At 62.5% G+C, this 24,872-nt stretch carries 20 protein-coding genes; 10 read left to right on the top strand and 10 right to left on the bottom strand.

The annotated features are described in order from the left end of the window. The first annotated feature begins 3 nt into the window (after positions 1 to 3). From sctS to NZ453_RS01800, 7 genes are all read left to right on the top strand, one after another. Complete coding sequence (sctS, locus tag NZ453_RS01830) at positions 4 to 273, top strand: type III secretion system export apparatus subunit SctS (RefSeq protein ID WP_263768572.1); 270 nt, start codon at positions 4 to 6, stop codon at positions 271 to 273. Between the two features lie 70 nt (positions 274 to 343). Continuing rightward, the gene (sctT, locus tag NZ453_RS01825) at positions 344 to 1,162 is read left to right on the top strand and encodes a type III secretion system export apparatus subunit SctT (protein WP_263768571.1); all 819 of its coding nucleotides are present in this window, start codon (positions 344 to 346) and stop codon (positions 1,160 to 1,162) included. Beyond that, positions 1,159 to 2,205, top strand: coding sequence for a type III secretion system export apparatus subunit SctU (gene sctU, locus NZ453_RS01820; RefSeq protein ID WP_263768570.1), 1,047 nt, complete (start codon positions 1,159 to 1,161; stop codon positions 2,203 to 2,205). The genes sctT and sctU overlap by 4 nt, the downstream gene beginning before the upstream one ends. Positions 2,206 to 2,208: 3 nt before the next feature. Further along, positions 2,209 to 2,616, top strand: a complete 408-nt coding sequence (locus tag NZ453_RS01815; protein ID WP_263768569.1) for a CesT family type III secretion system chaperone — start codon at positions 2,209 to 2,211, stop codon at positions 2,614 to 2,616. Further along, a complete protein-coding gene (gene sctC / locus NZ453_RS01810; protein ID WP_263768568.1) occupies positions 2,613 to 4,421 on the top strand; it encodes a type III secretion system outer membrane ring subunit SctC in 1,809 nt (602 codons plus the stop codon). The genes NZ453_RS01815 and sctC overlap by 4 nt, the downstream gene beginning before the upstream one ends. A 150-nt stretch (positions 4,422 to 4,571) precedes the next feature. Then, the gene (locus NZ453_RS01805) at positions 4,572 to 4,994 is read left to right on the top strand and encodes an MbcA/ParS/Xre antitoxin family protein (protein WP_263768567.1); all 423 of its coding nucleotides are present in this window, start codon (positions 4,572 to 4,574) and stop codon (positions 4,992 to 4,994) included. Next, positions 4,991 to 5,731 (top strand): RES family NAD+ phosphorylase, encoded by a 741-nt coding sequence (locus tag NZ453_RS01800; protein ID WP_263768566.1) that lies wholly within the window; start codon positions 4,991 to 4,993, stop codon positions 5,729 to 5,731. Before NZ453_RS01805 ends, NZ453_RS01800 begins: the two co-directional genes overlap by 4 nt. Here the strand turns inward: NZ453_RS01800 and NZ453_RS01795 are convergent. From NZ453_RS01795 to NZ453_RS01785, 3 genes are all read right to left on the bottom strand, one after another. Continuing rightward, on the bottom strand, positions 5,728 to 6,519 hold the full coding sequence (locus NZ453_RS01795; RefSeq protein WP_263768565.1) for a GNAT family N-acetyltransferase: 792 nt from the start codon (positions 6,517 to 6,519) through the stop codon (positions 5,728 to 5,730). The two genes, NZ453_RS01800 and NZ453_RS01795, sit on opposite strands and share 4 nt — an antisense overlap. Before the next feature lie 156 nt (positions 6,520 to 6,675). Continuing rightward, a complete protein-coding gene (locus NZ453_RS01790; RefSeq protein ID WP_263768564.1) occupies positions 6,676 to 9,660 on the bottom strand; it encodes a hybrid sensor histidine kinase/response regulator in 2,985 nt (994 codons plus the stop codon). Between the two features lie 24 nt (positions 9,661 to 9,684). After that, positions 9,685 to 10,611, bottom strand: coding sequence for a transporter substrate-binding domain-containing protein (locus NZ453_RS01785; RefSeq protein WP_263768563.1), 927 nt, complete (start codon positions 10,609 to 10,611; stop codon positions 9,685 to 9,687). Positions 10,612 to 10,924: 313 nt separating this feature from the next. On the opposite strand from NZ453_RS01785, the gene NZ453_RS01780 reads away from it, so the two are divergent. Next, positions 10,925 to 11,173 carry a hypothetical protein gene (locus NZ453_RS01780; protein WP_263768561.1) on the top strand — a complete coding sequence of 83 codons (249 nt, stop codon included), beginning with the start codon at positions 10,925 to 10,927 and terminating at the stop codon, positions 11,171 to 11,173. Positions 11,174 to 11,331: 158 nt separating this feature from the next. After that, positions 11,332 to 12,414 carry an NADH:flavin oxidoreductase/NADH oxidase gene (locus NZ453_RS01775; protein WP_263768560.1) on the top strand — a complete coding sequence of 361 codons (1,083 nt, stop codon included), beginning with the start codon at positions 11,332 to 11,334 and terminating at the stop codon, positions 12,412 to 12,414. Between the two features lie 44 nt (positions 12,415 to 12,458). Here NZ453_RS01775 and NZ453_RS01770 read toward each other — a convergent pair whose 3' ends face one another. Genes NZ453_RS01770 through NZ453_RS01740 form a run of 7 tightly spaced genes read right to left on the bottom strand, consistent with a single transcriptional unit; the run spans position 12,459 to position 23,111 of the window. Beyond that, the gene (locus NZ453_RS01770) at positions 12,459 to 13,286 is read right to left on the bottom strand and encodes a peptidylprolyl isomerase (protein WP_263768559.1); all 828 of its coding nucleotides are present in this window, start codon (positions 13,284 to 13,286) and stop codon (positions 12,459 to 12,461) included. Positions 13,287 to 13,296: 10 nt separating this feature from the next. Further along, a complete protein-coding gene (gene narI, locus NZ453_RS01765) occupies positions 13,297 to 14,031 on the bottom strand; it encodes a respiratory nitrate reductase subunit gamma (RefSeq protein ID WP_263768558.1) in 735 nt (244 codons plus the stop codon). Beyond that, on the bottom strand, positions 14,028 to 14,735 hold the full coding sequence (gene narJ, locus NZ453_RS01760) for a nitrate reductase molybdenum cofactor assembly chaperone (RefSeq protein WP_263768557.1): 708 nt from the start codon (positions 14,733 to 14,735) through the stop codon (positions 14,028 to 14,030). The genes narI and narJ overlap by 4 nt, the downstream gene beginning before the upstream one ends. A 2-nt stretch (positions 14,736 to 14,737) precedes the next feature. Continuing rightward, complete coding sequence (narH, locus tag NZ453_RS01755; RefSeq protein WP_263768556.1) at positions 14,738 to 16,261, bottom strand: nitrate reductase subunit beta; 1,524 nt, start codon at positions 16,259 to 16,261, stop codon at positions 14,738 to 14,740. A gap of 12 nt (positions 16,262 to 16,273) precedes the next feature. After that, positions 16,274 to 20,104: a nitrate reductase subunit alpha gene (locus NZ453_RS01750; RefSeq protein ID WP_263768555.1), complete on the bottom strand. Its 3,831-nt coding sequence runs from the start codon at positions 20,102 to 20,104 to the stop codon at positions 16,274 to 16,276. Positions 20,105 to 20,159: 55 nt separating this feature from the next. After that, positions 20,160 to 21,818, bottom strand: coding sequence for an MFS transporter (locus NZ453_RS01745; RefSeq protein WP_263768554.1), 1,659 nt, complete (start codon positions 21,816 to 21,818; stop codon positions 20,160 to 20,162). Between the two features lie 48 nt (positions 21,819 to 21,866). Further along, a complete protein-coding gene (locus NZ453_RS01740) occupies positions 21,867 to 23,111 on the bottom strand; it encodes an MFS transporter (RefSeq protein ID WP_263768553.1) in 1,245 nt (414 codons plus the stop codon). Positions 23,112 to 23,602: 491 nt separating this feature from the next. Here NZ453_RS01740 and NZ453_RS01735 point away from each other — a divergent pair, with 491 nt between their 5' ends. Then, positions 23,603 to 24,868: a putative Na+/H+ antiporter gene (locus tag NZ453_RS01735; RefSeq protein ID WP_263768552.1), complete on the top strand. Its 1,266-nt coding sequence runs from the start codon at positions 23,603 to 23,605 to the stop codon at positions 24,866 to 24,868. Positions 24,869 to 24,872: the final 4 nt, after the last annotated feature.

Raw genomic sequence — 24,872 nt, 5'->3', positions numbered from 1 at the left:
GCCATGGCCGTCACCGACGTCGTCTCCGTAGTCTACAAGGCGCTTTACCTCGTGTTGATGCTCTCGCTGCCGCCGATTGTCGTGGCGGCTGTCGTGGGCACCTTGTTCTCGCTCTTCCAGGCGTTGACTCAGATCCAGGAGCAGACGCTGTCGTTCGCGATCAAGCTGATCGCGGTGATGGCGACGCTCTCGCTCACGGTGCGCTGGATGGCCGGCGAGCTGTACAACTTCACGCTGGTCATCTTCGATCTTTTTCCCCATGCGCTGCGCTGAGATTCCCCGGCTTTCCTCTCCCCGGCGCGTGGAGCAGAGCGCCGCGATGGCGTGCTAGGACCGGAACGAAATGGACGAGGCCGTTACTTATACGCAAGCCAGGGCGTTCCTGATCGCCCTGGCGTGTACGCAGCCACGGATACTCGCCATGTTCATCGCGATTCCGATCTTCAATCGTCAGATCATGCCGGGCCTGTTGCGTTATGCGATCGCCGCCGGCATCGGCGTCATGGTCGCGCCGACGCTGGTGCCTGAGGTTACCGTCGCCAATTTCGGCGCGGCGCAGGTTCTCGTGCTCGTTGTCAAGGAGGCGTTCATCGGTTTCACCCTCGGCTACCTGATTGCCATTCCGTTCTGGGCCTTCGAGGGAATCGGCTTTTTCGTCGACAACCAACGCGGCGCCAGCATCTCTTCGACGCTGAATCCCCTCACTGGAAACGACACGTCGCCGCTCGGCATTCTGTTCAACCAGGCGTTCATCGTTTTCTTTCTGGTGGCCGGTGGCTTCGGCATGATGCTTGATGCGCTCTATGACAGCTTCAAGCTCTGGGACGTCTTCACTTGGGCGCCGACGCTTCACGCCGGGACGATTCCCCTCATGCTCGAGCAGTTCGCACGCATCGTGCGCATCGCCGTGCTACTCAGCACGCCGGCTATCGTCGCCATGTTTCTGTCGGAAGTGGGGCTTGCACTGATCAGCCGTTTCGTCCCGCAACTCGACGTCTTCTTCCTCGCCATGCCGATCAAGAGCGCGTTGGCGGTGGTTGTCCTGTTGCTCTATCTGCCGACGTTATTCCATTACGGGACGGAGTATCTTTCGGAACAACGCGGGTTGACGCCGATGCTCAACGAGCAGTGGCGGGCGCCGGGTTCGGGAGGTAAGCCGTGAGCGAAAAGACCGAAAAACCGACCGCCAAAAAACTCCGGCAGGCACGCGAAGAAGGCCAGGTCGCGCACAGCAAGGACTTCACGCAGACGGTGCTCATCCTGGCGCTGTTCGGCTACGTGCTCAGCCAATCCGAACGCTTTGTGAAGTCGCTCGGCGACATGATCTTGATGCCGGTGAACGTGCTCGGCATGCCGTTCGAGGAAGCGGCCGAAGTCGTGATATCGCAGCTTGTCCGCGACGCGATCTGGGTCGTCCTGCCCTTCCTCCTGATCGTGATCGGGCTCGGCTTGTTCGCCGAGATGTTCCAGACAGGGATGAACTTCGCCTTCAAGGCGCTGAAGCCATCGGCGAAGAAGCTCAATGTCATGAGCAACCTGAAGAATATCTTCTCGCTCAAAGGGCTGATCGAGCTGATCAAGTCGATTCTCAAGATCACGTTCCTCGCCGCGCTGATCTTCAAGCTCGTTCACGCCGCGCTGCCGACGATGATGACGCTTCCGCAAGGCGGACTCGCCGGCATCGGGATCGCCGTCGGCATGATGCTCAAGGACATGATGGTAAACGTGGCGATCGTCTACGCGATCATCGCGGCCGCCGACTTCGTCTACCAGCGTTATCAGCACACCAAGGGGCTGATGATGAGCAAGGACGAAATCAAGCAGGAATACAAGGAAATGGAAGGCAGCCCCGAGATCAAGCAGCAGCGCAAGCATCTGCACCAGGAGTTGATGAGTTCGGGGGCTGTGGAGCGGACGCGCAAGGCGTCGGTAGTGATCACCAACCCCACGCATCTGGCGATCGCCATCCAGTACGACAAGGACACAACGCCGCTGCCGGTTGTCCTCGCCAAGGGCGAGGGAACGCTGGCCGAAAATATGGTCAAGGCGGCGCGCGAAGAAGGCGTCCCGGTGCTGCAGAACATCCCGCTTGCCCATTCCCTGATGAATACGGCCGAAGTGGATCAATACATCCCCTCCGAACTCGTCGAGCCGGTGGCCGAGGTGCTGCGGCTGATCCGGAACATGAATCACCCCGAGGAATAAACAATGGAATCCCCGAACCAACATAAAAGCGTGCGCGACTTCATGGCGCGGCGAGGGCTGGCGGCAACAGCGATGCGTGCCGACGGGCGGCTGACGCTGGTCATCGACGGCCGCTACCGTATTCATCTGCGGCCCGGCAGTGGCGGGCAGCTGACCTTGACGGCAAATGTGATGCCGCTTCCCGGCGATCCTGGAAGCCCGGCGTCGCAGCAGGTCGTCGAGCGGCTGATGAATAGCGGCGCCGGCATGCTACGCGACCACGCGTCCACGCTGTGTCTCGACAGGGAAGCGGGCATGCTGCAACTGCAGCAGTCGCTGAGTGGCGATCTCACTGGAATTGAGTTGGATGCCGAAATCGGCGAATTCACGAATGCACTCCATTTCTGGGTGCGCACAGGTAACTCGTTATGATGTCTAGAACAACGTTGTGGGGTGGGTGTCGGGCCACCGGGTTGGGGAGAGTGTTACGTGGAGCGATGATCGCGGTCACGCTGTTGACGGCCCATACCGCCACGGCGGCCGCGCCGCCATGGGCCGACGCTCCGTACAGCCATTACGCCCAGGACCGCAAGCTCGATGCCGTGCTGCAGGATTTTGCCGGCAGCTTCAGCCTGTCGCTTAATGTCGGCCCGGGCGTCAAAGGCATGGTCAACGGGCGCTTCAACGCCCGCAATCCAACCGAATTCATCAACAAGTTGGCGAGCGTTTATGGCTTCAATTGGTTTACGCACGCCGGTACGCTGTTCATTAGCCGCGCAGATGATCAGAAGACGGTGACGGTCTCGGCCGCCGGCAATGGTACGGCGCAGTTGCGCGAAGCGCTGACCAGCCTCGGTATTCTGGATACGCGTTTCGGGTGGGGCGAACTGCCGGAACAGAATCTCGTCCTCGTCTCCGGTCCGCCGGCGTATGTCGATCTGGTCGAGCGGACGGTGAAGTCGCTGCCGTCGAACACAGGCGGTCAGCAGGTCGCGGTTTTCCGCCTCAAGCACGCCACCGTCGATGACCGCACGATCTATTTCCGAGATAAGGAGATCCGCACGCCCGGCGTCGCCAGTATTCTTCGCAACCTGATCACGGGTGCGAGCGGTGGGCGCGGTGCGGTGAACAACGAAGCCATGGCCGCGATGGCGGCGCCCTTGCGTTCGGTACCGCCCGTGATCACGGAAATCGGCGGCGCTTCTTCGGGCAATGGGGGTGCCGTCGCCTCCGGAACGGCCGCTGTGGCGGCCAATGGGCAAGCGGTGGCCGTGGGCGAGACGGCGGTGGCCGGCGGCACGCGGGCGCGCACGCCGTCGATCCAGGCCGACGTGCGCATGAATAGCCTGATCGTGCAGGACATCCCGGAACGCATTCCCGTCTATGCGGAGCTGATACGCGAGCTTGACGTGCCGACGGCGCTGATCGAAATCCAGGCCATGGTGGTCGACGTCAATAGCGAACGTACGGCCGAGCTCGGGATCGATTGGGGCGGTCGTGCCGGCAATAACGCCATCGGCTTCAATACGCCGACAAGCTCCACGAGCACGACGAATGCACTCTCGGTGAACTGGTCGGCGATCAAGAATGCGGTCAATCCGTCGACGCTCGTCGTCGATACCGGCAATTACATCGTGACCCGCATCCGGGCGTTGGAGGGTATCGGCGATGCCCGCGTGCAGAGCCGCCCGTCCGTACTGACGCTGGAAAATCAAGGCGCGGTCTTCGACCACTCTGAGACCTTCTATATCCGCGTGCAGGGCGAACGCGTCGCGAGCGTGACGCCGATTACGGCAGGCGTGACCCTGCGCGTGACGCCGCGAGTCGTGCACAACGAAGGGCGTAATGTCATCCAGCTCATCGTCGACGTCGAGGACGGCAACATCCAGGACAAGTTCGTCGATTCGCTGCCTACGGTCCAACGCAGCAGCATCAGTACGCAGGCGCTACTTGACGAAGGCCAGTCGCTGATCATCGGTGGCTATAACCGCGAGCAGGAGATCGAGCGCACAAACCGCATCCCGATTCTGGGCGAGATTCCGCTGATCGGCATGCTGTTTTCAAACAAGAGCACGGATCACCAGAAACGCGACCGGCTGTTTCTCATCAAGCCAAGGATTGTCACGGCCAGTGCGCCCGGTTCGGCGGTTGCTCCGGAACCGCCTTTGCTACCGGACAGCAAAGCTGAAGTGACTCCGGTCCCCGACGGCGCGATCGATAAGGCACCGCAGAAATGACGGAATCCTGTTCGCAGGCCTGAAAACGGCCTAAACGCCAAGAAAGACGCCCGGAATTCCCGGGCTTCTTTTTTGCCGGCATGATAGCGAAGCATAAATCGCTCAAGGCATAAATGTTGCATATAGTGCAAAATAAGTTACAATAACAACATGAACAAAGCGAAGACGCCGGATAACGCCATGCTTCCTGCCGCAAATACGTCTGCCGAGGCAATCGACCGTCGTGCCGTCGCCGGTATGCTGATGAAATTGTTTGACCACTGGAGGCTCACGACCGAGGAACAGCTCGACGCCCTCGGTTTTTCGCCGACGAACCGGGCCGTGCTTGGCCGCTATCGGCGCGGCGAACCGATCGCCAACAGCCGCGACACTCTCGAACGAGCAGGCCACCTGCTCGGCATCCACAAAAACACGCGTCTTCTCTTTCCCCACAATCGCGATCTGGCTTACGCCTGGATAAAGACGCGCAACCGCGCGTTCGACAACCGTACGCCGATCGAAGTGATCCGCGAGTTCGGCTTCGCCGGCCTGCTGATGGTGTTGGCGTACCTCGACCGAGCGCGCGGGCAGTGATCGACACCGTCTTTGCGGATCTGCGCCTCGCGGAAACCCACGCGGACGCCTATCGCAACATCGTCTCTATCCGTGTCTCTCAGGACGTCTTCGACGATCTCAGCGACGATCCGGAGGACTGGAGCGCGGCAATCAAGCTCGAACTCGCTACGAAGTCGCGCGCGTTTTCTTCGCCGGAACCGGTGATTCATCGGCCTTTTGAGGAGGCACACTGGAACGATGCGATCGACTACCCGTTCAAGCACTGGATGCGCAGTCGGTATTCGGACGGCAGTTTCGGCGTCTGGTACGGTGCCGACAGCGTCGAGACGACGGTGTATGAGACTGTGTACCACTGGCGGGAGGGCTTTCTGCGCGACGCGGGCTTCACGCAGCCGGGAATCCGCATCGAACGCAAGATCTACCTCGTGCGCTGCGATGCGGCCTTGATCGACCTGCGCCCAACCGTGACGGCGTGTCCGGCGCTTGTCGATCCGGACGATTACACGCTGACACATCAGGTGGGGGCCAAGTTGCATCGCGAGGGGCACCCGGGGTTGCTCTCGCGCTCTGCGCGCTGTAGCGGAGACGTCTATGCCGTCTTCAACCCGCGCGTGCTGTCCGATCCGCGCCAGCTTTGTTTCCTCACCTACACGACGACGGATGCCGGGAGCGTCACCGTTGAACGGCAGCCAGGAACCGTTTGGCTGGAACTACCCGATGCGTCCGAAAGCGGCGTTACGGTGCCCGCCGGCTAAAGCGGGGTGGCGGCGACTTCGCTGCGAACCGACGGATGGCCTAAGCGCCGCGCATAACGGCCGTGAAGTGCGGCAACGGGCAGGAGAATCGGAAAATCGCCGTTGTTGAAATCGGGATCCCACGCGGGTTCTCCGCATACGTAGGCGCCAATGCGCAGGCATCCTTTGACGAGCGGCGGCAGGTGAACCGGCGTGTGGCGGTCGAGTGACGCCAAAGGCAGCGGGCAACGGGGAAAGACGCGGTATTCGAGGGGGCTCAGGTATTCGCCGAGACGCGCGTAAGCGCTGGCGGCGGCGTGCCCCCCATCCGTCATGCTGACGCCGGGACAGGCGAGCAGGTACTCGTAGTGGTTCTGGTCCATGTAGAGGCCGATTCCACGAAAAAGCAGATCGATCGTGCGGCCAGTTCGATAGGCGGGATGCACGCACAGACGCCCGACCTCGATCATGCGCGAACGCAGGTGCTGCAGCCGGGTCAGGTCGAAGCCGTTCTCGGAATAAAAGCTGCCGACGCGCACCGCGCGCATCGGGGACAGGATTCGGCACGTTCCGACTACCGCATCGCTACCCTCGTCACGAACGACGAGGTGTTCGCAGTAGGGGTCGAAAATATCTTTGTCTACGCCCGGTGTGCGCGTCGGAAGATTTGCCCCAAGCTCGCCGGCGAAAATGCGATAGCGGAGCTTCTGTGCCTGCAGGATGTCCCATTCGCATTGGGCGAGGCTGACGGTAAGCCGAGAGCGCCGGGTATTCCTTTCTCGTTGCGGCGCAAGCGATGTCTGCTTCATGGCGTGTCCTTTCGCATCGTGTGGAAGGACGTTACGAGATCAACGTTACGAGCGTGTTGCAGCACAAGGACCGGGTTTCTCCCCGCGCTCCACCGCGCCGTACCAGTACGTCGGCGCGCAGAGCAAATGGCTCGATGGACTGACGATCAGCGACGATCAGTCGGTGTTGACGGTCGCCAGGCCGCCGCACACCTGTTCGAGTTCCAAGGTCACCCGACCGAGCAAGGGCGCAATCGCCGCAGCCTCGCGATCGAGACACAAATGCTCCAGGGCTTCGGCCAAATCTCCCAGGGTATTGGCGCCAATGGTGCGCGCGGCACTCTTGAGCGAGTGCGCAAGCCGCGTCGCTTCCTTCCAGTTTCCTCCCTCGTAAGCGTCGTGGAACGCACCTTCAAAAGTGCGGCCATGCGAATCGAGGAAGATGCGCAGCAAACGGCGATAAACCATCGCCTTGCCGCTGGCATACCGTAGGCCGAGTTCGCAGTCGATGCCATGCAGTTCGGGAAGGTCGTCGGTCGCCTTCGATTGCGGCGGCATGGCGTCAGCACCGCGCGGAGCGTTCGCGGTTGGCCGCTCCGGATCAACTGGCCCTGCTGTTACTCCAACCTGCGCCTCTGGCGAGCCGCGCATTGGAATATAAGTGGCGAGAATGGCGAGCAGATCGCCCGAGGTGACTGGCTTGCTGATGTAGCCGTTCATGCCTGCCTGCCGGCAGCGCTCACGTTCACTCGGAAGCGCGCTGGCCGTCAATGCGACGATCGGCAAGTCGTGCAGGTGCTCGTCGTTGCGCAGGATGCGTGTCGCCTGGTAGCCGTCCATCACCGGCATCTGGCAGTCCATGAGCACGCAATCAGGGCGTTTTTCGGTGACGGCCTCGATGGCCTCGAGCCCGTTGGCGGCGAGGCGCACGCGCATGCCCGCTTCTTCAAGCATGTCGCGAATCACCTCTTGGTTTAGCGCCACGTCGTCGACGAGCAGGATGTCCAGGCCGCCCAACCACGATACATCGGTCGCCTTGCGTGCACCCTGGTCAAGTCCGGCTGGAGCGCGAATGCCGAGCAGCGGGGCGAGTTCGACGAACAGCCGGCTGGCGCTCGTCGGCTTGCCGAGCGAGCCGTCGACCACATCGGCCATCCGGTCGAGCCAACGATCGTCCAGCCCGGACGTGACGAGGAGAATGGGCGGCCGTCGTTCTCCCATCTGCTGGCGCAACATACGCACCGCTTCGATGCTGTCGACGCCCGGCATATCGCTGTCGACGAGAATTGCCAAGTAGTCGACGGCGTCCGGTCGGCTCAAGGCGGCGAGCACCGCTTGCGCGGAGTCTACTGCCTCGGCACGCAGGCCGAGTTGGCCGAGTTGCCCCACCATGACTGCACCGTACACCGCGTTATCGTCGACCACGAGCACGGGCCGATGGGCAAAGGGCGCCAGTTGCTGTGCCATTACCTCGGCCGGGGCCGGGCGGGAGGCATCGACACCGAGGCAGACATGGAAGTGGAACGTACTTCCCTGCCCCAGCACGCTCTCCACACGGATGCTGCCGCCCATCAACTCGACCAGCCGTTTGCTGATCACCAAGCCGAGACCCGTGCCGCCGTAGCGTCGCGTCGTTGTTGTGTCGGCTTGCGTGAAAGCGTTGAACAGGCGAGCCTGCTGTTCCGGAGAGAGTCCGATGCCTTCATCAACCACGGCAAAATGGACGCGTGCGGAGGCCGCCCCGTTGCGTTCGCCTCGGATGCGCACGACAACGTTGCCGCGTTCGGAAAACTTGATGGCGTTCCCGATCAGATTGATCAAAATCTGTTCGAGGCGAAGGATGTCGCCGACAAAAGTGTGCCGTACCGAATCGTCGACGTCGAAGGCGAGCTCGATCGACTTCGCCCGCGCCTTTTCGGCGAATAGCGTCCCCAGGTTGTCGATCACTTGGTCGAGGTCAAAAGGCAACTGCTCGATTTCGAGCTTGCCCGACTCAACCTTCGAGAAGTCGAGAACGTCATTGACGATGCGCAGCAGCGAGTTCGACGCGCTCTGTATCTTCGTCAGATAGTTGTGCTGCTTGGGATTCAACTTCGTCCCCAGGCAAAGCTCGGTCATGCCGATGATCGCGTTCATCGGTGTACGGATCTCGTGGCTCATGTTCGCCAGGAACTCGCTGCGCGTTCGCGCCAGTCGTTCCGCTTCCTTCCGCGCCAGCTCGCTGAGCCGATCAAGGCGGCGCCGTTCGAGCACGTCGAGTGAGCCAACGAGCACGACAATCAGCGGTACGATCGCCGCGGCGATGACAAAGAGCCGCGCCGTGCCGCTGTCGCCCACCTGACCCGACGTGAGGGAAACGTAGGCCACTGGCGTGTTGTCGATATCGACCTTGACGAGGACCTGCGTTTCCCCGTCGTCGTCGTGGAGCGCGACCCCCGCGTTGTTGTTCATCCGGCTGCCCTTGCTCAATTCCTGCCAATGCTCCGCCGCGACTTGCGCAAGTTCGTTGCCGGAAGAACCGATCGGTTTGCCGTTGAAGCGATCCACGAGAAAACTCAGATTGCCGCCGCTGGAGCGGCCGAACTGCGCAAAGCTCGTGTCGGCGTTCACCCACGCGAGCACCTCGCCGCGATAGACACGGTTGATCCACACCGGCGCGCTGACCAGGAGAACGTCCTGGCGTTCAATGAGCCGCGTGCGCATCTCGCGGTTGTCGGGTTCGATCCACGCCTGGTAACCGCCTGAAGCATCCGGCGCGTGCCAGGTGGCGACCGGCTGGCCGTCGGCGGCGACGAGGGCGAATCCCGAATAAGCCGGCAGATCGCCCACGCGCTTGCGTTCGGCGAGGCGTTCGAAATGATCCTCAATGAGCTGGACATTGACTCCCAGGCCGTACTGGTAGCTCATGCCCATGTCGCTGTTCTTGAAGAAGTTGACCACGATCTCGGATTCGGCGAGTTCGCCGAGGTCGCTGCGGCGTTCGGAAAAATAGTAGGAAATGGCCGACGCCTGCTTCTCCGTCTCGAGTTGCAGCTGGATCAGCGCGTTTTCCTGCAGGCGCCGGAGCGAATCGTAATTGCTCCAGAAAACCGCGCCCGCGTACGCGATAAAGATCAGGAAGGTAAGGACGCTTTTCTTATAGCGCCTGATCAGGAAAAACACCCGATGTGTCCCTCGCGCGATATGTCAGCGGGCGTTTGCCATTCCCAGCTCGCGGAAATACTCGGGCAGGTAGCGCGGCGCCGAGCGATAGTATTTGCGCACGAGTTCCATGTAGGTGCCGTCCCTCTGCAACTCGGCGAGGAACTCGTTGAAGGCCTGGCGCAGAGCAGGCGATGTCTTGCGGAACGCCGCCGCCATGCGCTGCTCGCCGGAAATCGGTCCGATCACCTTGATCTGGCCCGGCCATTTTTCGAGCGCGACGATGATGTCCGGCACGTCGAGCAGGGTCATTTCGCTCTCCTGCTTGAATACGGCCGGAACGATGTCGTTGAGATTGATCTCGCGGGTGAAGCGCTTGAGCGTGTAGCCCTTGCCTTCAAGATCGTAGAGCGCCGGGTCGAGGCAGGTGTTGTCGATCACGAAGGTCGTCCCTTGCTTGAGTTTGGCCTTCGTCGCTTTGATGTCTGCGGCGAGATTGCCGCTCGGCGTGATGGGCTGCACGACCGACGCCGAGCGCGCCATCAGCCAGACGGCCGTAGGGAATGTCGGCGTCGAGAAGTCGACGATATTGTCACGCCCGGGGAGAACCGTCAGGCCGCTGCCGATGACGTCGCCACGGATCGCGCGGCTGCCGAAAGCGCGAATAACCGGCTTGTACTCGATGTTCTGGCCGATGAGGTCCTGGAAGATGCTGTACCAGCCGCTTTGCACGAATTCGTAGCGCACGCCGATATGTTTGGCGAAGCGCTGCATGATTTCGACGTCGAGTCCTTCGTTGCTGTCGACGACAAACCGCGCGTACGGAACGCCGAGGTGGCGGAGGACGCCGCGTTCGCGGATTTCCGCAAGATCCTGTACGCCCGCCGTAAGCGTGACCGCTGCGAGAAGGCAGGCGAACGTTACACGGAGAAGAGCAATCGCCCGCATCGGCATGAGGACCCTTGGTTTCATTTTCAAACTCCAGAACGAACAGCGCATCAGCAAGGCACCACCCCGACCAGCGCAAATATTCTAACAGGATATTTAGGCGTGGCCACGACAGGGATTTTCCTTGCCGAATAGGCACTTGGCCAACGCGGCCTGTTATCAGCGTCTCTAACCAACATCTCGTTACAAAGCGGCGCCCGAATTTACAACTCGACCGTCAAATTACCCCGCATCCCGCGCGTTATCTGCTCAAGGCAGCGCATTTCTTCTTGGTGTCGCGCTTGCCTCGCGAGCCGTCGCGGTCCACGGCGTGCCCATCGTGTCAGAGGTTTATACCATGAAGAAACGCTTCTTCTCGCCTCCCGTTCTCGCCGTGACGGCTGCGGCGGCTGTTCTTTCCGGATGCGCGGTCGTCACCCCGCGCGGTCCGGCGTACTACGAGCCGGAGCCGGCGCGTGTCTGGGTCGCTCCGCCTCCGCGTGTGTGGGTGGCTCCAGCGCCTCGCGTGGTCGTCGTTCCACCCGGGCCGCCCGGCTATTACCGCGGTCGCGGCCATTACCACGACCGGGACGATTGGCGCGACTGAGCCTCTCGTATCGCGGGCTGCTGTTCGCCAGAACGCTAACCACCGAGATCTTTCCGCAGAGTGCCGCCAGGTGATGCACGGCCGCAAACGGGCGCGGTACAGCACGGGTTCCCAGCGGGCGCTAAGATCACGTTTTTCTTTCCGCCAATGAGGAACTCGTGGCTCACCTTTTCGAAACGCTCAAACTCCGCGACGTCGTCTTCAGGAACCGCATCGGCATACCCTCGATGTGCCAGTATTCGGCGCAAAACGGAGTCGCCAACGACTGGCATTTCGTGCACTACACGAGTCGCGCAATCGGCGGCGCCGCGCTCATCAACATCGAGGCGACGGGCGTCGTTCCCGAGGGGCGCATCAGCCCGGCCGACCTCGGTTTGTGGAACGATGACCAGATCGAACCTTTAGCGCGTATCACCCGTTATGCCCGGGAACAGGGCGCCGTCATGGGGATTCAGCTTGCGCATGCCGGACGTAAGGGTGGTGCAGGGCTGGGTTGGCAGCCGCAGCGATCGCTGGGTGCGGAAGAGGGCGGCTGGCCGCCAGTGGCACCGTCGCCGATTGCCTTCGGCGACAGCTACGCCGTGCCGCAGGCGCTCGATACACAAGGTATCGAAGCCGTCATCGGCGCTTTCGTCGCCGCGACGCGGCGTGCTCTCCAGGCGGGATTCCAGGTCGTCGAGATACATGCCGCTCACGGCTATCTGCTGCATGAATTCCTGTCGCCGCTTGCGAACCAGCGTACCGACGCCTGGGGTGGCAGTTTCGAGAACCGCTCGCGCCTCGTGCGCGAGGTGGCCGCCGCCGTGCGTGCCGAATGGCCCGAGCGCTTGCCGCTGCTAGTGCGACTTTCGGCGACGGATTGGGTCGAGGGCGGATGGGACGTCGATGAGACTGTGCAACTGTGCACGCAACTGAAGGCGCTCGGCGTCGACCTCATCAACGTGTCGTCAGGCGGCTTGGTGCCGTATGCCAAGATTCCGGCCGGTCCTGGATTCCAGACGGCGTTCGCCGCGCGCGTACGCGCCGAAGCCGATATACCGACGGCAGCCGTCGGCCTCATCACCTCGCCGGCTCAGGCCGATCATGTGATCCGGACGGGGCAGGCCGATATGGTGCTCGTCGGCCGTGAGATCCTGCGCGACCCTTACTGGCCGCTGCATGCCGCGCAGGCGCTTGGGCACGCGGTCGAATGGCCAAAACAGTATCTGCGGGCGGCGCCGCCGGGAACGCCGGCACGCTAGGAGAACTGGCGACGGCCGCGGTTGCGCCGCGGCCAGTCGCGCGTCTACTGGATCAGCGGCGATTCGTTCGTGTCGAGATCGACGCCGACGATCGTCGCCTTGCGCGCCAAACGCGCCAGGTAGTCGCGCAAAGCCGTCACATAGGCGGCTTGCCGCAGCGATGTGACGACCGCACCGGCGACTTCCGCATAGGGGGGCTCGACGCCTGGTTGGCGCTCGCTCACTTCGACGATATGGAAACCGAAGCGACTGTGCACGAGGCGCGGCAGGACGCCGACCTCGGTACGGCCGAACAGCTCGCGCGCGAGCTCCGGCGCACAGTTGGACGCCGTGAGCCAACCGAGATTGCCGCCGTCGGCACCTGTAGGACAGTTCGAGTACGTGCGCGCGGCTTCGTCAAATCGATCGCCGGCAGCGGCTTCCTGCAGCGCCTTTCCGCCGTGGCTGCGCAGGTCGAGCAGAATCGACTCGGCGCGCTCGCGCAAGGCAGCCACGTCGACTCCGGGCGTGACGGCGAACAGAATATGCCGGGCATGCACGCGCTCGCCGATCGCGTAGGTCTTGCGGCGCGCCGCGTAATGGCGCAAACATTCCTCTTCCGACGGTTCGAAGATCATCAGCTTGCGTTCGAGCAGAGCTTCGATGGCGCGGCTGGCGTCCTCGCTCAGCACGCCGTCGGTGGCCGGCAGGTCTTCGGCGGCGAGCAGGCCATGGTCGATCGCGGCGCGCCGCAATAACTCGGAATACGCGCGTTGCCGCAACTCGCCGACGGCGAGCACTTCGCCCAGGGTGTTGAGCGCAATCCCATCGACGTAGGCGATGCCGTCGCCAAGCAGGTGAGCGGGCGTGTGTTTGAGGAATTCGGTTTGCAAAGCGTTTCTCCTAGACGCCGGCCCCGGGCGGGCGCGGCAGATTGTGTCCAGCCGGAATGTTCAACCGGCGGGCGCGGACGACCTGGTACGGGCGAAGAACGTAGGCCGCGGTACCGAAGCCGCTCCATACATGAACGAGCCGGGTAAACGGAAAGACCAGGAAGATGGACAGGCCGAGCGCGATATGCGCCTTGAACAGCCAGCTCACGTCGGCGAGCAGTTCCGAGGCGCCGGCACGGAAGGTCACGATGCGTTGCGCCCATTCGGCCAACCGCATCATCACGCTGCCGTCCATGTGCTGCGCCGAGATCGGCAGCGAGGCGAGTCCGAGCGCCAACTGCATCCAGAGCAGAACGAGCAGCACGATGTCGCTGGTGCGTGACGTGGCGCGAATGCGCGCGTCCGATAACCGGCGGTGCAAGAGCAGGCTGACGCCGAAGAACGCCAGCGTGCCGGCGATGCCGCCCGCTACCATGGCGAGAAGCTGCTTGTTGCCGGCTGCGATGAAGGGTTCGTAGAGCGCATGCGGCGTGAGCATACCGAAGAAATGACCGAAGAAAAGAAAGAGCACGCCGACGTGGAAGAGGTTGCTCCCGAGTCGTAACTGGCCGGCTCGCAGGAGCTGCGACGAGTCGCTTTTCCACGTGTATTGGTCGCGTTCGAAGCGGATCAAACTGCCGAGCAGAAAGACGCCGAGGCAGAGGTAAGGATAGATACCGAACAGGAATGTCTCGAACGCGCTCATGGCGAAACTCCGGGAATGTGCGGGTTGGAAGGGGATGTCTGGCGTGTTGCCGTGGCGTTGCGGACAAGGTGGATCGGCTGCTCCGAGGCGGCCTGCCCGCGCGACGAACAGCCGTCGAAAACCGCCGGCTCTTCCCAGGTCGCGTCGAGCGGCTCGTCGTCGACGACCTTTATCGTCTGTGTCTCTTTGCCGCACAAATCGAGCAGTGCGCCGGTGATCGCGGCATACGGGCTCTCGCGTTTCTGCAACGCGTTGGAGATCGCGTTGAGGATGTGCGCCATCTCGCGGAGGAAGGCTCGCGCTTCCTCGGCGGGGAGCGTGGAAGCGAACTCGAGCGCTACCGGCAGGTAGTCGGGAAGTTCCCCGGGGGCGAGAATGAGCCCGCGTGCTTCGTAAGTCTGGGCGAGGTCGATGAGCGCCGGTCCGCGGTCGCGCGAGTCCCCGTGCACATGTTCGAAGAGATGCAGCGACGTGGCGCGGCCCCGGTCGAACACTTCGACGTATTCGGATTCGCAGTCGAGCGCGTCGATGTGGCGCAAGCGGGCGATCAGCAACTCGATTTCGCGCTGACGCGCGGCGGGCAATGCCGCTTCCTCCCGCAGCGCGGCGACGAGCGCCGACAACTCGCCGCGCAGTCTCTCGCTCGGGTAACTAAGCAGGGCGGCGAGCACACGCAGCGTCAGCGAAATTTTTGACATCCCCATGCTTACACCTCCGCCTTGATCGGGATCGTGCGCCGCTTCTTGCCACCGAACAGGCTCGGTGCGCTGCTGCCGTCCGAACAGCCGTTGCCGAACGAGAAGCCGCAACCGCCGCGCATGTCGAAGGTGTTCTCGGCGTATTCGCGGTGCGTGCTGGGGATCACGAAACGGTCCTCGTAATTGGCGATCGCCATGATCCGGTACATCGCCTCGACCTCCTGGGTCGTCATGCCGACCTGTGCCAGCACGTCGGTGTTGATGCGCCCTTCGACATGCTTGTCGCGCTGGTAGGCGCGCATCGCCAGCATGCGTTCGAGCGCGCGTTCGACGGGTGCGGTATCGCCGGCCGTGAGCAGGTTGGCGAGGTACTTCACCGGGATGCGCAACTGACGCACGTCGGGGATTTCGCCGTTGGCGCCGATGTGACCGGCGTGCGCGGCGGAGCTGATCGGCGACAGCGGCGGTACGTACCAGACCATCGGCAGCGTGCGGTACTCAGGGTGCAGCGGCAGTGCCACCTTCCAGTCGACCGCCATCTTGTACACCGGGCTGTTGCGCGCGGCCTCCAGCCAGGCCTCCGGGATGCCGTCACGGCGTGCTTGCTCGATGATCGCGGGGTCGTTCGGGTCGAGGAAAAGGTCGAGCTGCGCCTGATACAGATCGCTGTCGCGCTCGACGCTTGCTGCTTCCTCGATGCGGTCTGCGTCGTAGAGCAGAACGCCGAGGTAGCGGATGCGCCCGACGCAGGTCTCCGAGCACACCGTCGGCTGACCGGCTTCGATGCGTGGATAGCAGAAGATGCACTTCTCGGCCTTGCCGGACTGCCAGTTGTAGTAGATCTTCTTGTATGGGCAGCCGCTCACGCACATGCGCCACCCGCGGCACTTGTCCTGGTCGATGAGAACGATGCCGTCTTCCTCGCGCTTGTAGATCGAGCCGGAAGGGCACGACGCTACGCACGCCGGGTTGAGGCAGTGCTCGCACAGGCGCGGCAGGTACATCATAAAAGTGTTTTCGAACTGACCGTAGATGTCCTTCTGGATCTCGTCGAAGTTCTTGTCGGCGCTGCGCTTCGAAAACTCACCGCCGAGGATCTCTTCCCAGTTCGGTCCCCAGGTGATCTTCTCCATGCGCTTGCCGGTGATCAGGCTGCGCGGCCGTGCGGTCGGCGTCGCCTTCGATTCGGGCGCCGACTGTAGGTGGTCGTAATCGAAGGTGAAGGGCTCGTAGTAGTCGTCGATCTGCGGCAGGTTCGGATTGGCGAAGATGCGCATCAGAAGCTTCCACTTGCCGCCCTGACGCGGCTCGATCGTGCCATCCGCCTTGCGTACCCAACCGCCGTTCCACTTGTCCTGGTTTTCCCACTCTTTCGGGTAGCCGATACCCGGCTTGCTCTCGACGTTGTTGAACCAGGCGTATTCCATCCCCGGCCGGTTCGTCCACACGTTCTTGCATGTCACCGAGCAGGTGTGGCAACCGATGCACTTATCGAGGTTCAGCACCATGCCGATCTGGGCGCGAATCTTCATGTCGTCTTTCTCCTAGCGGGCCGAGGCCGCGGCCATCGTGGCGGACGTGGACGGCGCTTCGTCGTCCAGCCAATCCACCGTGTTCATCTTGCGTACGACGACGAATTCGTCGCGGTTGGCGCCGATCGTGCCGTAGTAGTTGAAGCCGTAAGCGAACTGCGCGTAGCCGCCGATCATGTGCGTCGGCTTGAGCACGATGCGTGTCACCGAGTTGTGGATACCGCCGCGCAAGCCGGTGATTTCCGATCCCGGCGTGTTGATGATCTTTTCCTGCGCGTGGTACATCAGGACCATGCCCGGATTGACGCGCTGGCTGACCACCGCGCGCGCCGCAATCGCGCCGTTGGCATTGAAGAGCTCCACCCAGTCGTTGTCGATGATGCCGGCGTGCCGGGCGTCGTCCTCGGAAAGCCAGATCACCGGCCCGCCGCGATTGAGCGTGAGCATCAGCAGATTGTCCGAGTAAGTCGAGTGGATGCCCCACTTCTGGTGCGGCGTGATGAAGTTGAGCGCGATCTCGGGATTGCCGTTTGGCTTGATGCCCTGCACCTCGGCCGTCGTCTTCAGGTCGACCGGAGGCCGGTAACTTGAGAACGCCTCGCCGAAGGCCGCCATCCACGGATGGTCGAGATAGAACTGCTGGCGGCCAGTGAGCGTCCGCCACGGAATCAGTTCGTGCACGTTGGTGTAGCCGGCGTTGTACGAGACGGTCTCCGACTCGATGCCGCTCCACGTCGGCGAACTGATGATCTTGCGCGGTTGCGCCTGCACGTCGCGGAAACGGATCTTCTCGTCTTCGCGGTAGAGCGCGAGACGCGTGTGGTCGCGGCCCGTTTGCTTGCCGAGCGCTTCCCATGCCTTCACCGCGACATGGCCGTTGGTTTCGGGAGCGAGCTGCAGGATGACTTCGCAAGCGTCGATGTCGGTTTCGATCTTCGGCATGCCGCAGGTTGCGCCCTCGGCGGTCACGCGACCGTTCAGGTCGCCTAGCTGAGTGACTTCCGTTTGGGTGTTCCAGGCGATGCCCTTGCCGCCGTTGCCGACCTTGTCCATGAGCGGGCCGAGCGCTGTGAAGCGTTTGTACACGTTCGGGTAGTCGCGTTCGACGACAGCCATGTTGGGCGCCGTCTTGCCCGGCACGAGATCCACTTCGCCGCGTTTCCAGTCTTTGACGCCGAACGGCTGCGCCAGCTCGGCGGGCGAGTCGTGCATCAGCGGCGTGAGCACGAGTTCGCGCTCGACGCCGAGATGGCCGACGCAGACTTCGCTGAATTTCTTCGCGAAACCCTTGTAGATTTCCCAGTCGCTCTTCGCCTGCCACGCCGGATCGACCGCCGTCGACAACGGGTGGATGAACGGGTGCATGTCGCTGGTATTGAGATCGTTCTTCTCGTACCAGGTGGCGGTCGGCAGCACGATGTCGGAATACAGGCAGGTCGTGCTCATGCGGAAGTCGAGCGTGACCACGAGGTCGAGCTTGCCCTCGGGCGCCTTGTCGTGCCACACGACTTCTGCCGGCTTCGCGTCGTCTGGGCCCAGGTCCTTGCCCTGAACACCATGGCTCGTGCCGAGCAGGTGTTTGAGGAAGTACTCGTGCCCTTTGCCGCTCGATCCGAGAATATTCGAACGCCATACGAAGAGATTGCGCGGCCAGTTGTCCGGGTGATCCGGGTCTTCGCAGCTCATCTGCAAAGAACCGTCCTTCAACGCGCCGACGGCGTAATCCTTCGGGTCGAGGCCGGTCGCCACCGCATTGCGCACGACATGCAACGGGTTGGTCTTGAGTTGCGGCGCCGAGGGGAGCCAGCCCATGCGCTCGGCGCGCACGTTGTAGTCGATCATGCTGCCGCCGTATTGCGACTTGTCGGCGAGCGGCGAGAGGATTTCCTCGACGCCGAGCTTTTCGTAGCGCCATTGGTCCGAGTGCGCGTAGAAAAAGCTCGTCGAGTTCATCTGCCGCGGCGGGCGGATCCAGTCGAGCGCGAAGGCCAGCGCCGTCCAGCCGGTCTGCGGCCGGAGTTTCTCCTGGCCGACGTAATGCGCCCAGCCGCCGCCGCTCTTGCCGATGCAGCCGCACAGCATCAGCATGTTGATGACGCCCCGGTAGTTCATGTCGGCGTGATACCAGTGATTCATCGCGGCGCCGATGATCACCATCGACTTGCCTTGGGTCTTGTGGGCGTTGTCGGCGAACTGACGGGCGACCGCGATCACCTGCTCGCGCGGCGTGCCGGTAATGCGTTCCTGCCACGCCGGCGTGTAGGGTGTGTCGTCGTCGAAATCGCGTGCCGCGAGTTCGCCGGGTAACCCGCGTGCGACACCGTAGTTGGCGACCTGCAGGTCGAACACCGTGGCCACGGCGGCTTTTTTCGTTCCGTTTCCGTCGGCGAGCGCCAGGTGGCGAACGGGAACGGTGCGCACCAGCACGTTGCCGCCATTGCCGAGGGTGTTGTTCGGGAAGTGCTCGTGGGCGATGCCGCCAAAGTAGGGGAAGGCCACCTTGGCCGTATCCGTCGTCGCGTGTTCGCCTTCGAGCAATGAGAGCTGCAGCGTCACGTCGCGGCCGCCCGTTGCCTCCTTGGCTTCGAGGTTCCACTGGCCGGCGTCGGTACGCCCGTCCGGCCCCCAACGGAAGCCGATGGCGCCGTTGGGCAGTACGACGTTGCCCGCCTCGTCGATAGCCACCGTTTTCCATTCGGGGTTGTTCGTCGCGCCGAGCCGGTCGGCGAAGTCCGAAGCGCGCAGGTAGCGATCGGGCACCATGGCGGTGCTGCCGTCGGGAAGTGTCTGTTCCTTGAGCAGCACCAGCATCGGCATGTCTGTGTAACGGCGCACATAGTTGTCGAAATAAGCGCTGCGTACCGAACGTCCGTTGCTGCCGTCAGGGAAGTAGAAATCCTTGAGGATCACATGGCCCATCGCCATGGCGACGGCGGCGTCGGTACCCTGCTTGGGTTTCATCCAGATGTCGCTCAGCTTGGCGACTTCCGAGTAGTCCGGCGTCACGGCTACCGTCTTGGCGCCCTTGTAGCGCACCTCGGTGAAGAAATGCGCGTCCGGCGTACGCGTCTGCGGCACGTTCGAACCCCAGGCGATGAGGAAGGTCGAGTTGTACCAGTCGGCCGATTCGGGGACGTCGGTCTGCTCGCCCCACACCTGCGGGCTCGCCGGCGGCAGGTCGCAGTACCAGTCGTAGAAGCTCATGCAGACGCCGCCGATGAGGGAGAGGTAGCGCGAGCCGGCAGCGTACGAAACCATCGACATGGCGGGGATCGGCGAGAAGCCGATGACGCGGTCCGGTCCATACGTGCGGATCGTGTGCACGTTGGCGGCGGCGACCATCTCGTTCACTTCGTCCCAGTTCGCGCGCACGAAACCGCCCATGCCGCGGACCACTTGGTAGCTCCGGCGCTTTTCCTCGTCGCCGACGATGGCCGCCCACGCATCGACCGGATCGTGCGTGAGCCGCGCCTCGCGCCACAGCTTGAGCAGGCGGCCGCGCACCAGCGGGTACTTCACGCGGTTGGCGCTATAGAGATACCAGCTGTAGCTCGCGCCTCGCGCGCAGCCGCGCGGTTCGTGGTTGGGCATGTCCCAGCGCGTACGCGGGTAGTCGGTCTGCTGCGTTTCCCAGGTGACGATGCCGCCCTTGACGTAGATCTTCCACGAGCAGGAACCCGTGCAGTTGACGCCGTGCGTCGAGCGCACAATCTTGTCGTGCGCCCAACGATCGCGATACGCGTCTTCCCAGGTACGATCCTCGCCGGTCGTGACGCCGTGGTCGCCCGAGAAGCTTTCGCGCGGTTGCTTGAAGTAGGTGAGTCGATCGAGAAAATGGCTCATGGTTGCCTCTGGAATCCGGTGGGTACGAAAGCGGTGACGGTGTCGAGCACGCGCCTCAAGGGTTGCGGATCTCGGCGCCGGCCCGCAGGTAGAACGCCCAGTTGAGAATCAGGCACAGTGCGTAGAACGCGGCGAAGCCGTACATCGCGAGTTGCGGCGCGCCGGCGGTAATCTGATTGCCGATGACGACGGGGGCGACGAACGCGCCGTACGCGGCGACGGCTGAAGTCCATCCGAGTACGGGGCCGGCCTGTTGGCGATCGAAAATGACGCCGATGGTGCGGAACGTAGAGCCGTTGCCGATGCCGCTGGCGGCGAAGAGGATGACGAAGAGCGTCATGAACGCCGGGAAGTACTGTTCCGGCGTTGCCGACGCGTACGCCAACATCATGACGTAGCCGACCGCCGCCGAGGCGGCGACCATCACGGCCGAGATGATCTGGGTCACGATCGAGCCGCCGATCTTGTCCGCGATCCAACCGCCCACGGGCCGGATCAGCGCGCCCACGAAGGGGCCGATCCAGGCGTAGGTGAGCGCCTGCGGCGAATTCGGGTTGTTCAGCGTGTGCTGCATCACTCCCGCTGCGTCCGGTACGTGGCTGACGCCGAATATCACCTTGATCGAGAGCGGCAACGCCATCGAAAAACCGATGAACGAACCGAAGGTCACGATGTAAAGCAGCGTCATCGACCACGTGTGCTTATTGCTGAAGATGGCGAACTGCTTGGCGATGTTCTCCTTCATCGTGCCGAACGCCGTGAGCTTCATCACCAACAGCGTACTGACGATGATCAGCGGCATGGTCAGCCACATGTTGAGCACGCCCAGTCCGCTGGGAGCCGGGAGGTAGAGATAGAGGCCGACACCTGCCGGAACGAACGAGAGGGTGTACAGCCATGTGATCTTGAGGAAGGCGACGATCGGATGGCCGGTGTCGGACGAGACCGTCTTCAGGTTGTTCATGCCGAACCAGCAGAAGCCGGCCAGCGGAACGAGCGACAGCACCCAAGCGAGGCCGGCGTTCTGGATCCAGGTCGGCGTCCCGGCGGGAATGCGGCCGAAGATCCAGCCGGAATCTTTGATCAGCGTCATCGGTTCGCCGCCGAAGGCACCGAGCAGGCTCGTCGTCATGACGAGCGGGATGACGATCTGCATGCTCGTGACGCCGAAGTTGCCGAGACCGGCGTTGAGGCCGAGAGCCGTACCCTGCAGGCGTTTCGGGAAGAAGGTACTGATGTTCGACATCGAGCTCGCGAAATTGCCGCCGCCGACGCCGGACCACAGTGCCATCAGCTGGAAAGCCCACAGCGGCCAGTCTTTGTGTTGCAACACGATGCCGGTACCGATCGCCGGCGCGAGCAGCATCGCCGTCGTCAGGAAGATCGTGTTGCGCCCCCCGGCGAGACGGATCAAGAACGACGCCGGGATGCGCATCGTCGCGCCGGCGAGACCCGAAATGGCCGTCAGCGAAAAGAGTTCCGCCTGGCTGAACGGGAAGCCGAGGTTGATCATCTGCACCGTGATGATTCCCCACATGCCCCACACGGCGAAACCGCAGAGCAGGCAAGGAATCGAGATCCACAGGTTGCGGTAGGCAATGCGCTTTCCGGTCGATTCCCAGAACGCGTCGTCTTCGGGGCGCCAGTCGGCGATGTCGGCGCCGGAAGGCTTCGCGTTTCCGGCGGGTAAGGGGCGAGTAGCGGTATCGAGCATGGTGTCTCCCTGATTTGCGCCTTGCGGAGTTGTTGCTTTATCGAGTGGCTAGTCGGCGAACTGAGTCGCGCCAACCACGTCGCGACGGCGGACCTCGGTCCAGTACATCCAGATCAACGAGACCCAGACGATCCCGTACATGAGCATGAAAGCGCTGGAACGAATGCCGGTGATGTCCATCAGTGCGCCGAACATGATCGGCAGGATGAATCCGCCCAGACCGCCGGCGAGGCCGACGATGCCGCTGATGGTGCCGATGTTGTGCGGATAGTCGTCGCTGATGTACTTGAAGACGCTCGCCTTGCCGAACGCGAAGGCGATGCCGAGGATGAACATCAGCGCCGTGAACAGATAGATGTTGAGACCGATGTGGAATATCACCGGGCCCGAGGCGGTGGCGATCGTCACGTCGGTTTGCGGATAACTCAGGAGGAAGAGACAGACCCAGCTCACCCACATCACCCACCAGGTAACGCTGTGAGCGCCCCATTTGTCGGACATCCAGCCGCCCACTGCGCGCAGCACGCCGCCGGGCAGCGAGAAGCAGGTCGCGAGCAGTGCGGCCGTACGAATATCGAGGCCGAACTCGCCCACGTAGTACTGCACCATCCACAGCGAAAGCGCGACGTAGCCGCCAAAGACGATGCTGTAGAACTGGCAGTACTTGAGAACCCGGGGATCCTTTAGCGCGCGTAACTGATCGCTAAAGCGGATGGCCCCGGAAACGTGATGTGCCGGATCGCTGTAGCTGAACAACCAGAATAGAACGACGATCGCGGTCATGACGGCGGCGTATACCGCCGGCACCGCGGTCCAGCCGAAAGCGACGACCAGCGTCGGGGCCAGGAATTTGTTGACCGCCGCACCCGAGTTGCCGGCGCCGTAGATCCCCATCGCGAATCCCTGCTGCTCGCGCTGGAACCAGCGGGCGACATAGGGGGTGCCGACCGAGAACGAACCGCCGGCCAGGCCGACGAAGAGGCCGATAACCAGGAAGTGCCAGTATTCGGTCGCGTAGCTCATCAGCCAGATGGCCGGAATCGTGGCCGCCATGAGTAGCGTCATGACGATGCGCCCACCGTACTTGTCGGTCCAGATACCGAGCGGCACACGTACCAGTGATCCTGTCAGCACGGGTGTCGCGGTCAGCAGACCGAACTCCGTCGCGTTGAGGTTGAGCGCCTTCTTGATCGGAATGCCGATGACGCCGAACATCATCCAGACCATGAAACACGCCGTGAACGCGAGTGTGCTCACCATCAATACGGAGAGCGCCTGCCGCTTGCGAGTCATGTCCTTCCCCCTTTGGATTGCCATGAACGCAATTTAGGCAAGGCGACCCGGTGGCGAAATTCTCCTGAAGGACGAGCGCGGGAGGAAAAAGGAACTAGGTGCGGGGATCAGGGGATAGTTCGAAAGAACTATGGATGCTTAGCCGATCCACCGTTCCACCATGAACTGGCTTCGTCAACCGGCCGCGCCCGCGGGCGCTATTCCGGTAACATGGGGCCTCTGGCTGGTAACGGCGAATCAGAAAACCGGGAAGGTCCGCCTGGGCATCGTTGAACTGTTCCGCCGACGAGATATACGGAACGCTCAGCGCACGTCGGCTTTCCGCACACCGATTGGTCCTTGGGCAGCAAGCTTCTTGCACGGTGTGGCGACGGCGTTCTTTCTCTTTCGAATATCGGGAAAGAAGTAATCAAACCAGCGGCCGAAGGAATCAGCCCATCCGAATCGGGAAAATCGGCCCCAACGGGACGCGATGTGGAGAAGATGCGACCATGGACTCTTCTGTAACGCATTTTATCGAGATCGGCGCGGCGATCCTTTTCGCGATCGCGCTTATCCACACGTTCTCCGTCAAGTATTTTGCCCATCTCGCGCATATTCAACCCCGGCATGCGGGGATATGGCACCTGCTGGGGGAGGTCGAAGTTGTCTTCGGCTTCTGGGCGTTGGTACTGGTGCTTTTCGTTGCCGCCTTCGAAAGCGGCGAGAAGGCTGTCAGTTACGTCGAAGCCCGGGACTTCACCGAACCGATGTTCGTGTTTGCGGTGATGGTCGTGGCCGGCACTCGACCCATTCTTGATGTCAGCGGTGGGATGGTACGCCTTGCCGCTCGGGCGTTTCCGTTGCCGTCGGCCATGGCGAGTTATTTCGTCATCCTCTTTTTCGTCCCGCTCCTCGGCTCGTTCATTACCGAGCCCGCGGCCATGACGCTGGCCGCTCTGATGCTCCGCAATCGGCTGTTCACCAGCCAGGCCTCGACCCGGCTGAAATACGCGACGCTGGGTGTGCTGTTTGTAAACATCTCCATCGGTGGCACGTTGACGCCCTTCGCCGCACCGCCGGTCCTCATGGTGGCCGCCAAGTGGAACTGGGATATTGCCTTCATGATGAGCGAGTTCGGCTGGAGAGCCGCTATTGCCGTGTTGACGAATTCCGCCCTCGCCACCTTCGTTTTCCGAAGGGAGCTGGCTGGCCTTGCGGGCAGCGACGAGCCAGACAAGCCGAGCGTGCCGCCGGCCCTCATCGCGGTCCACCTGGGGTTTCTTGTCGCCATTGTCGTCTTCGCCCATCACCCGGCGATCTTCATCGGTGCCTTGCTGTTTTTCCTTGGCATCGCCACGGCGTACGAGCATTACCAGGACCGGTTGATTCTGCGCGAAGCCTTGCTGGTGGCCTTCTTCCTTTCCGGGCTGGTCGTTCTCGGGGGCATGCAGCAGTGGTGGCTGCAACCCTTGCTGATGAGCATGGATGCGACTCAGGTGTTCTATGGCGCAACGGCGCTGACCGCCTTCACGGACAACGCGGCTTTGACCTACCTCGGCTCCCTCGTCGAAGGGCTGAGTCCGGATTTCAAGTCCGCGCTCGTGGCGGGTGCGGTCACCGGCGGCGGATTGACGTTCGTCGCCAACGCGCCGAATCCGGCGGGCGCATCGATCCTTAAAGACCGGTTTCCAGAAGGCGCGATTAACCCTTTGGGCCTGTTTCTCGGGGCGTTGATGCCGACTCTCGTCGCAATTTTCGCTTTCCGCCTTCTATAAACGA

The organism is Propionivibrio soli, from assembly GCF_025770765.1.
GTDB classification, from domain to species: domain Bacteria; phylum Pseudomonadota; class Gammaproteobacteria; order Burkholderiales; family Rhodocyclaceae; genus Propionivibrio; species Propionivibrio soli.
The sequence above is the reverse complement of the archived record's forward strand: the minus strand, read 5'-3'. Positions and strand labels throughout refer to the sequence as shown.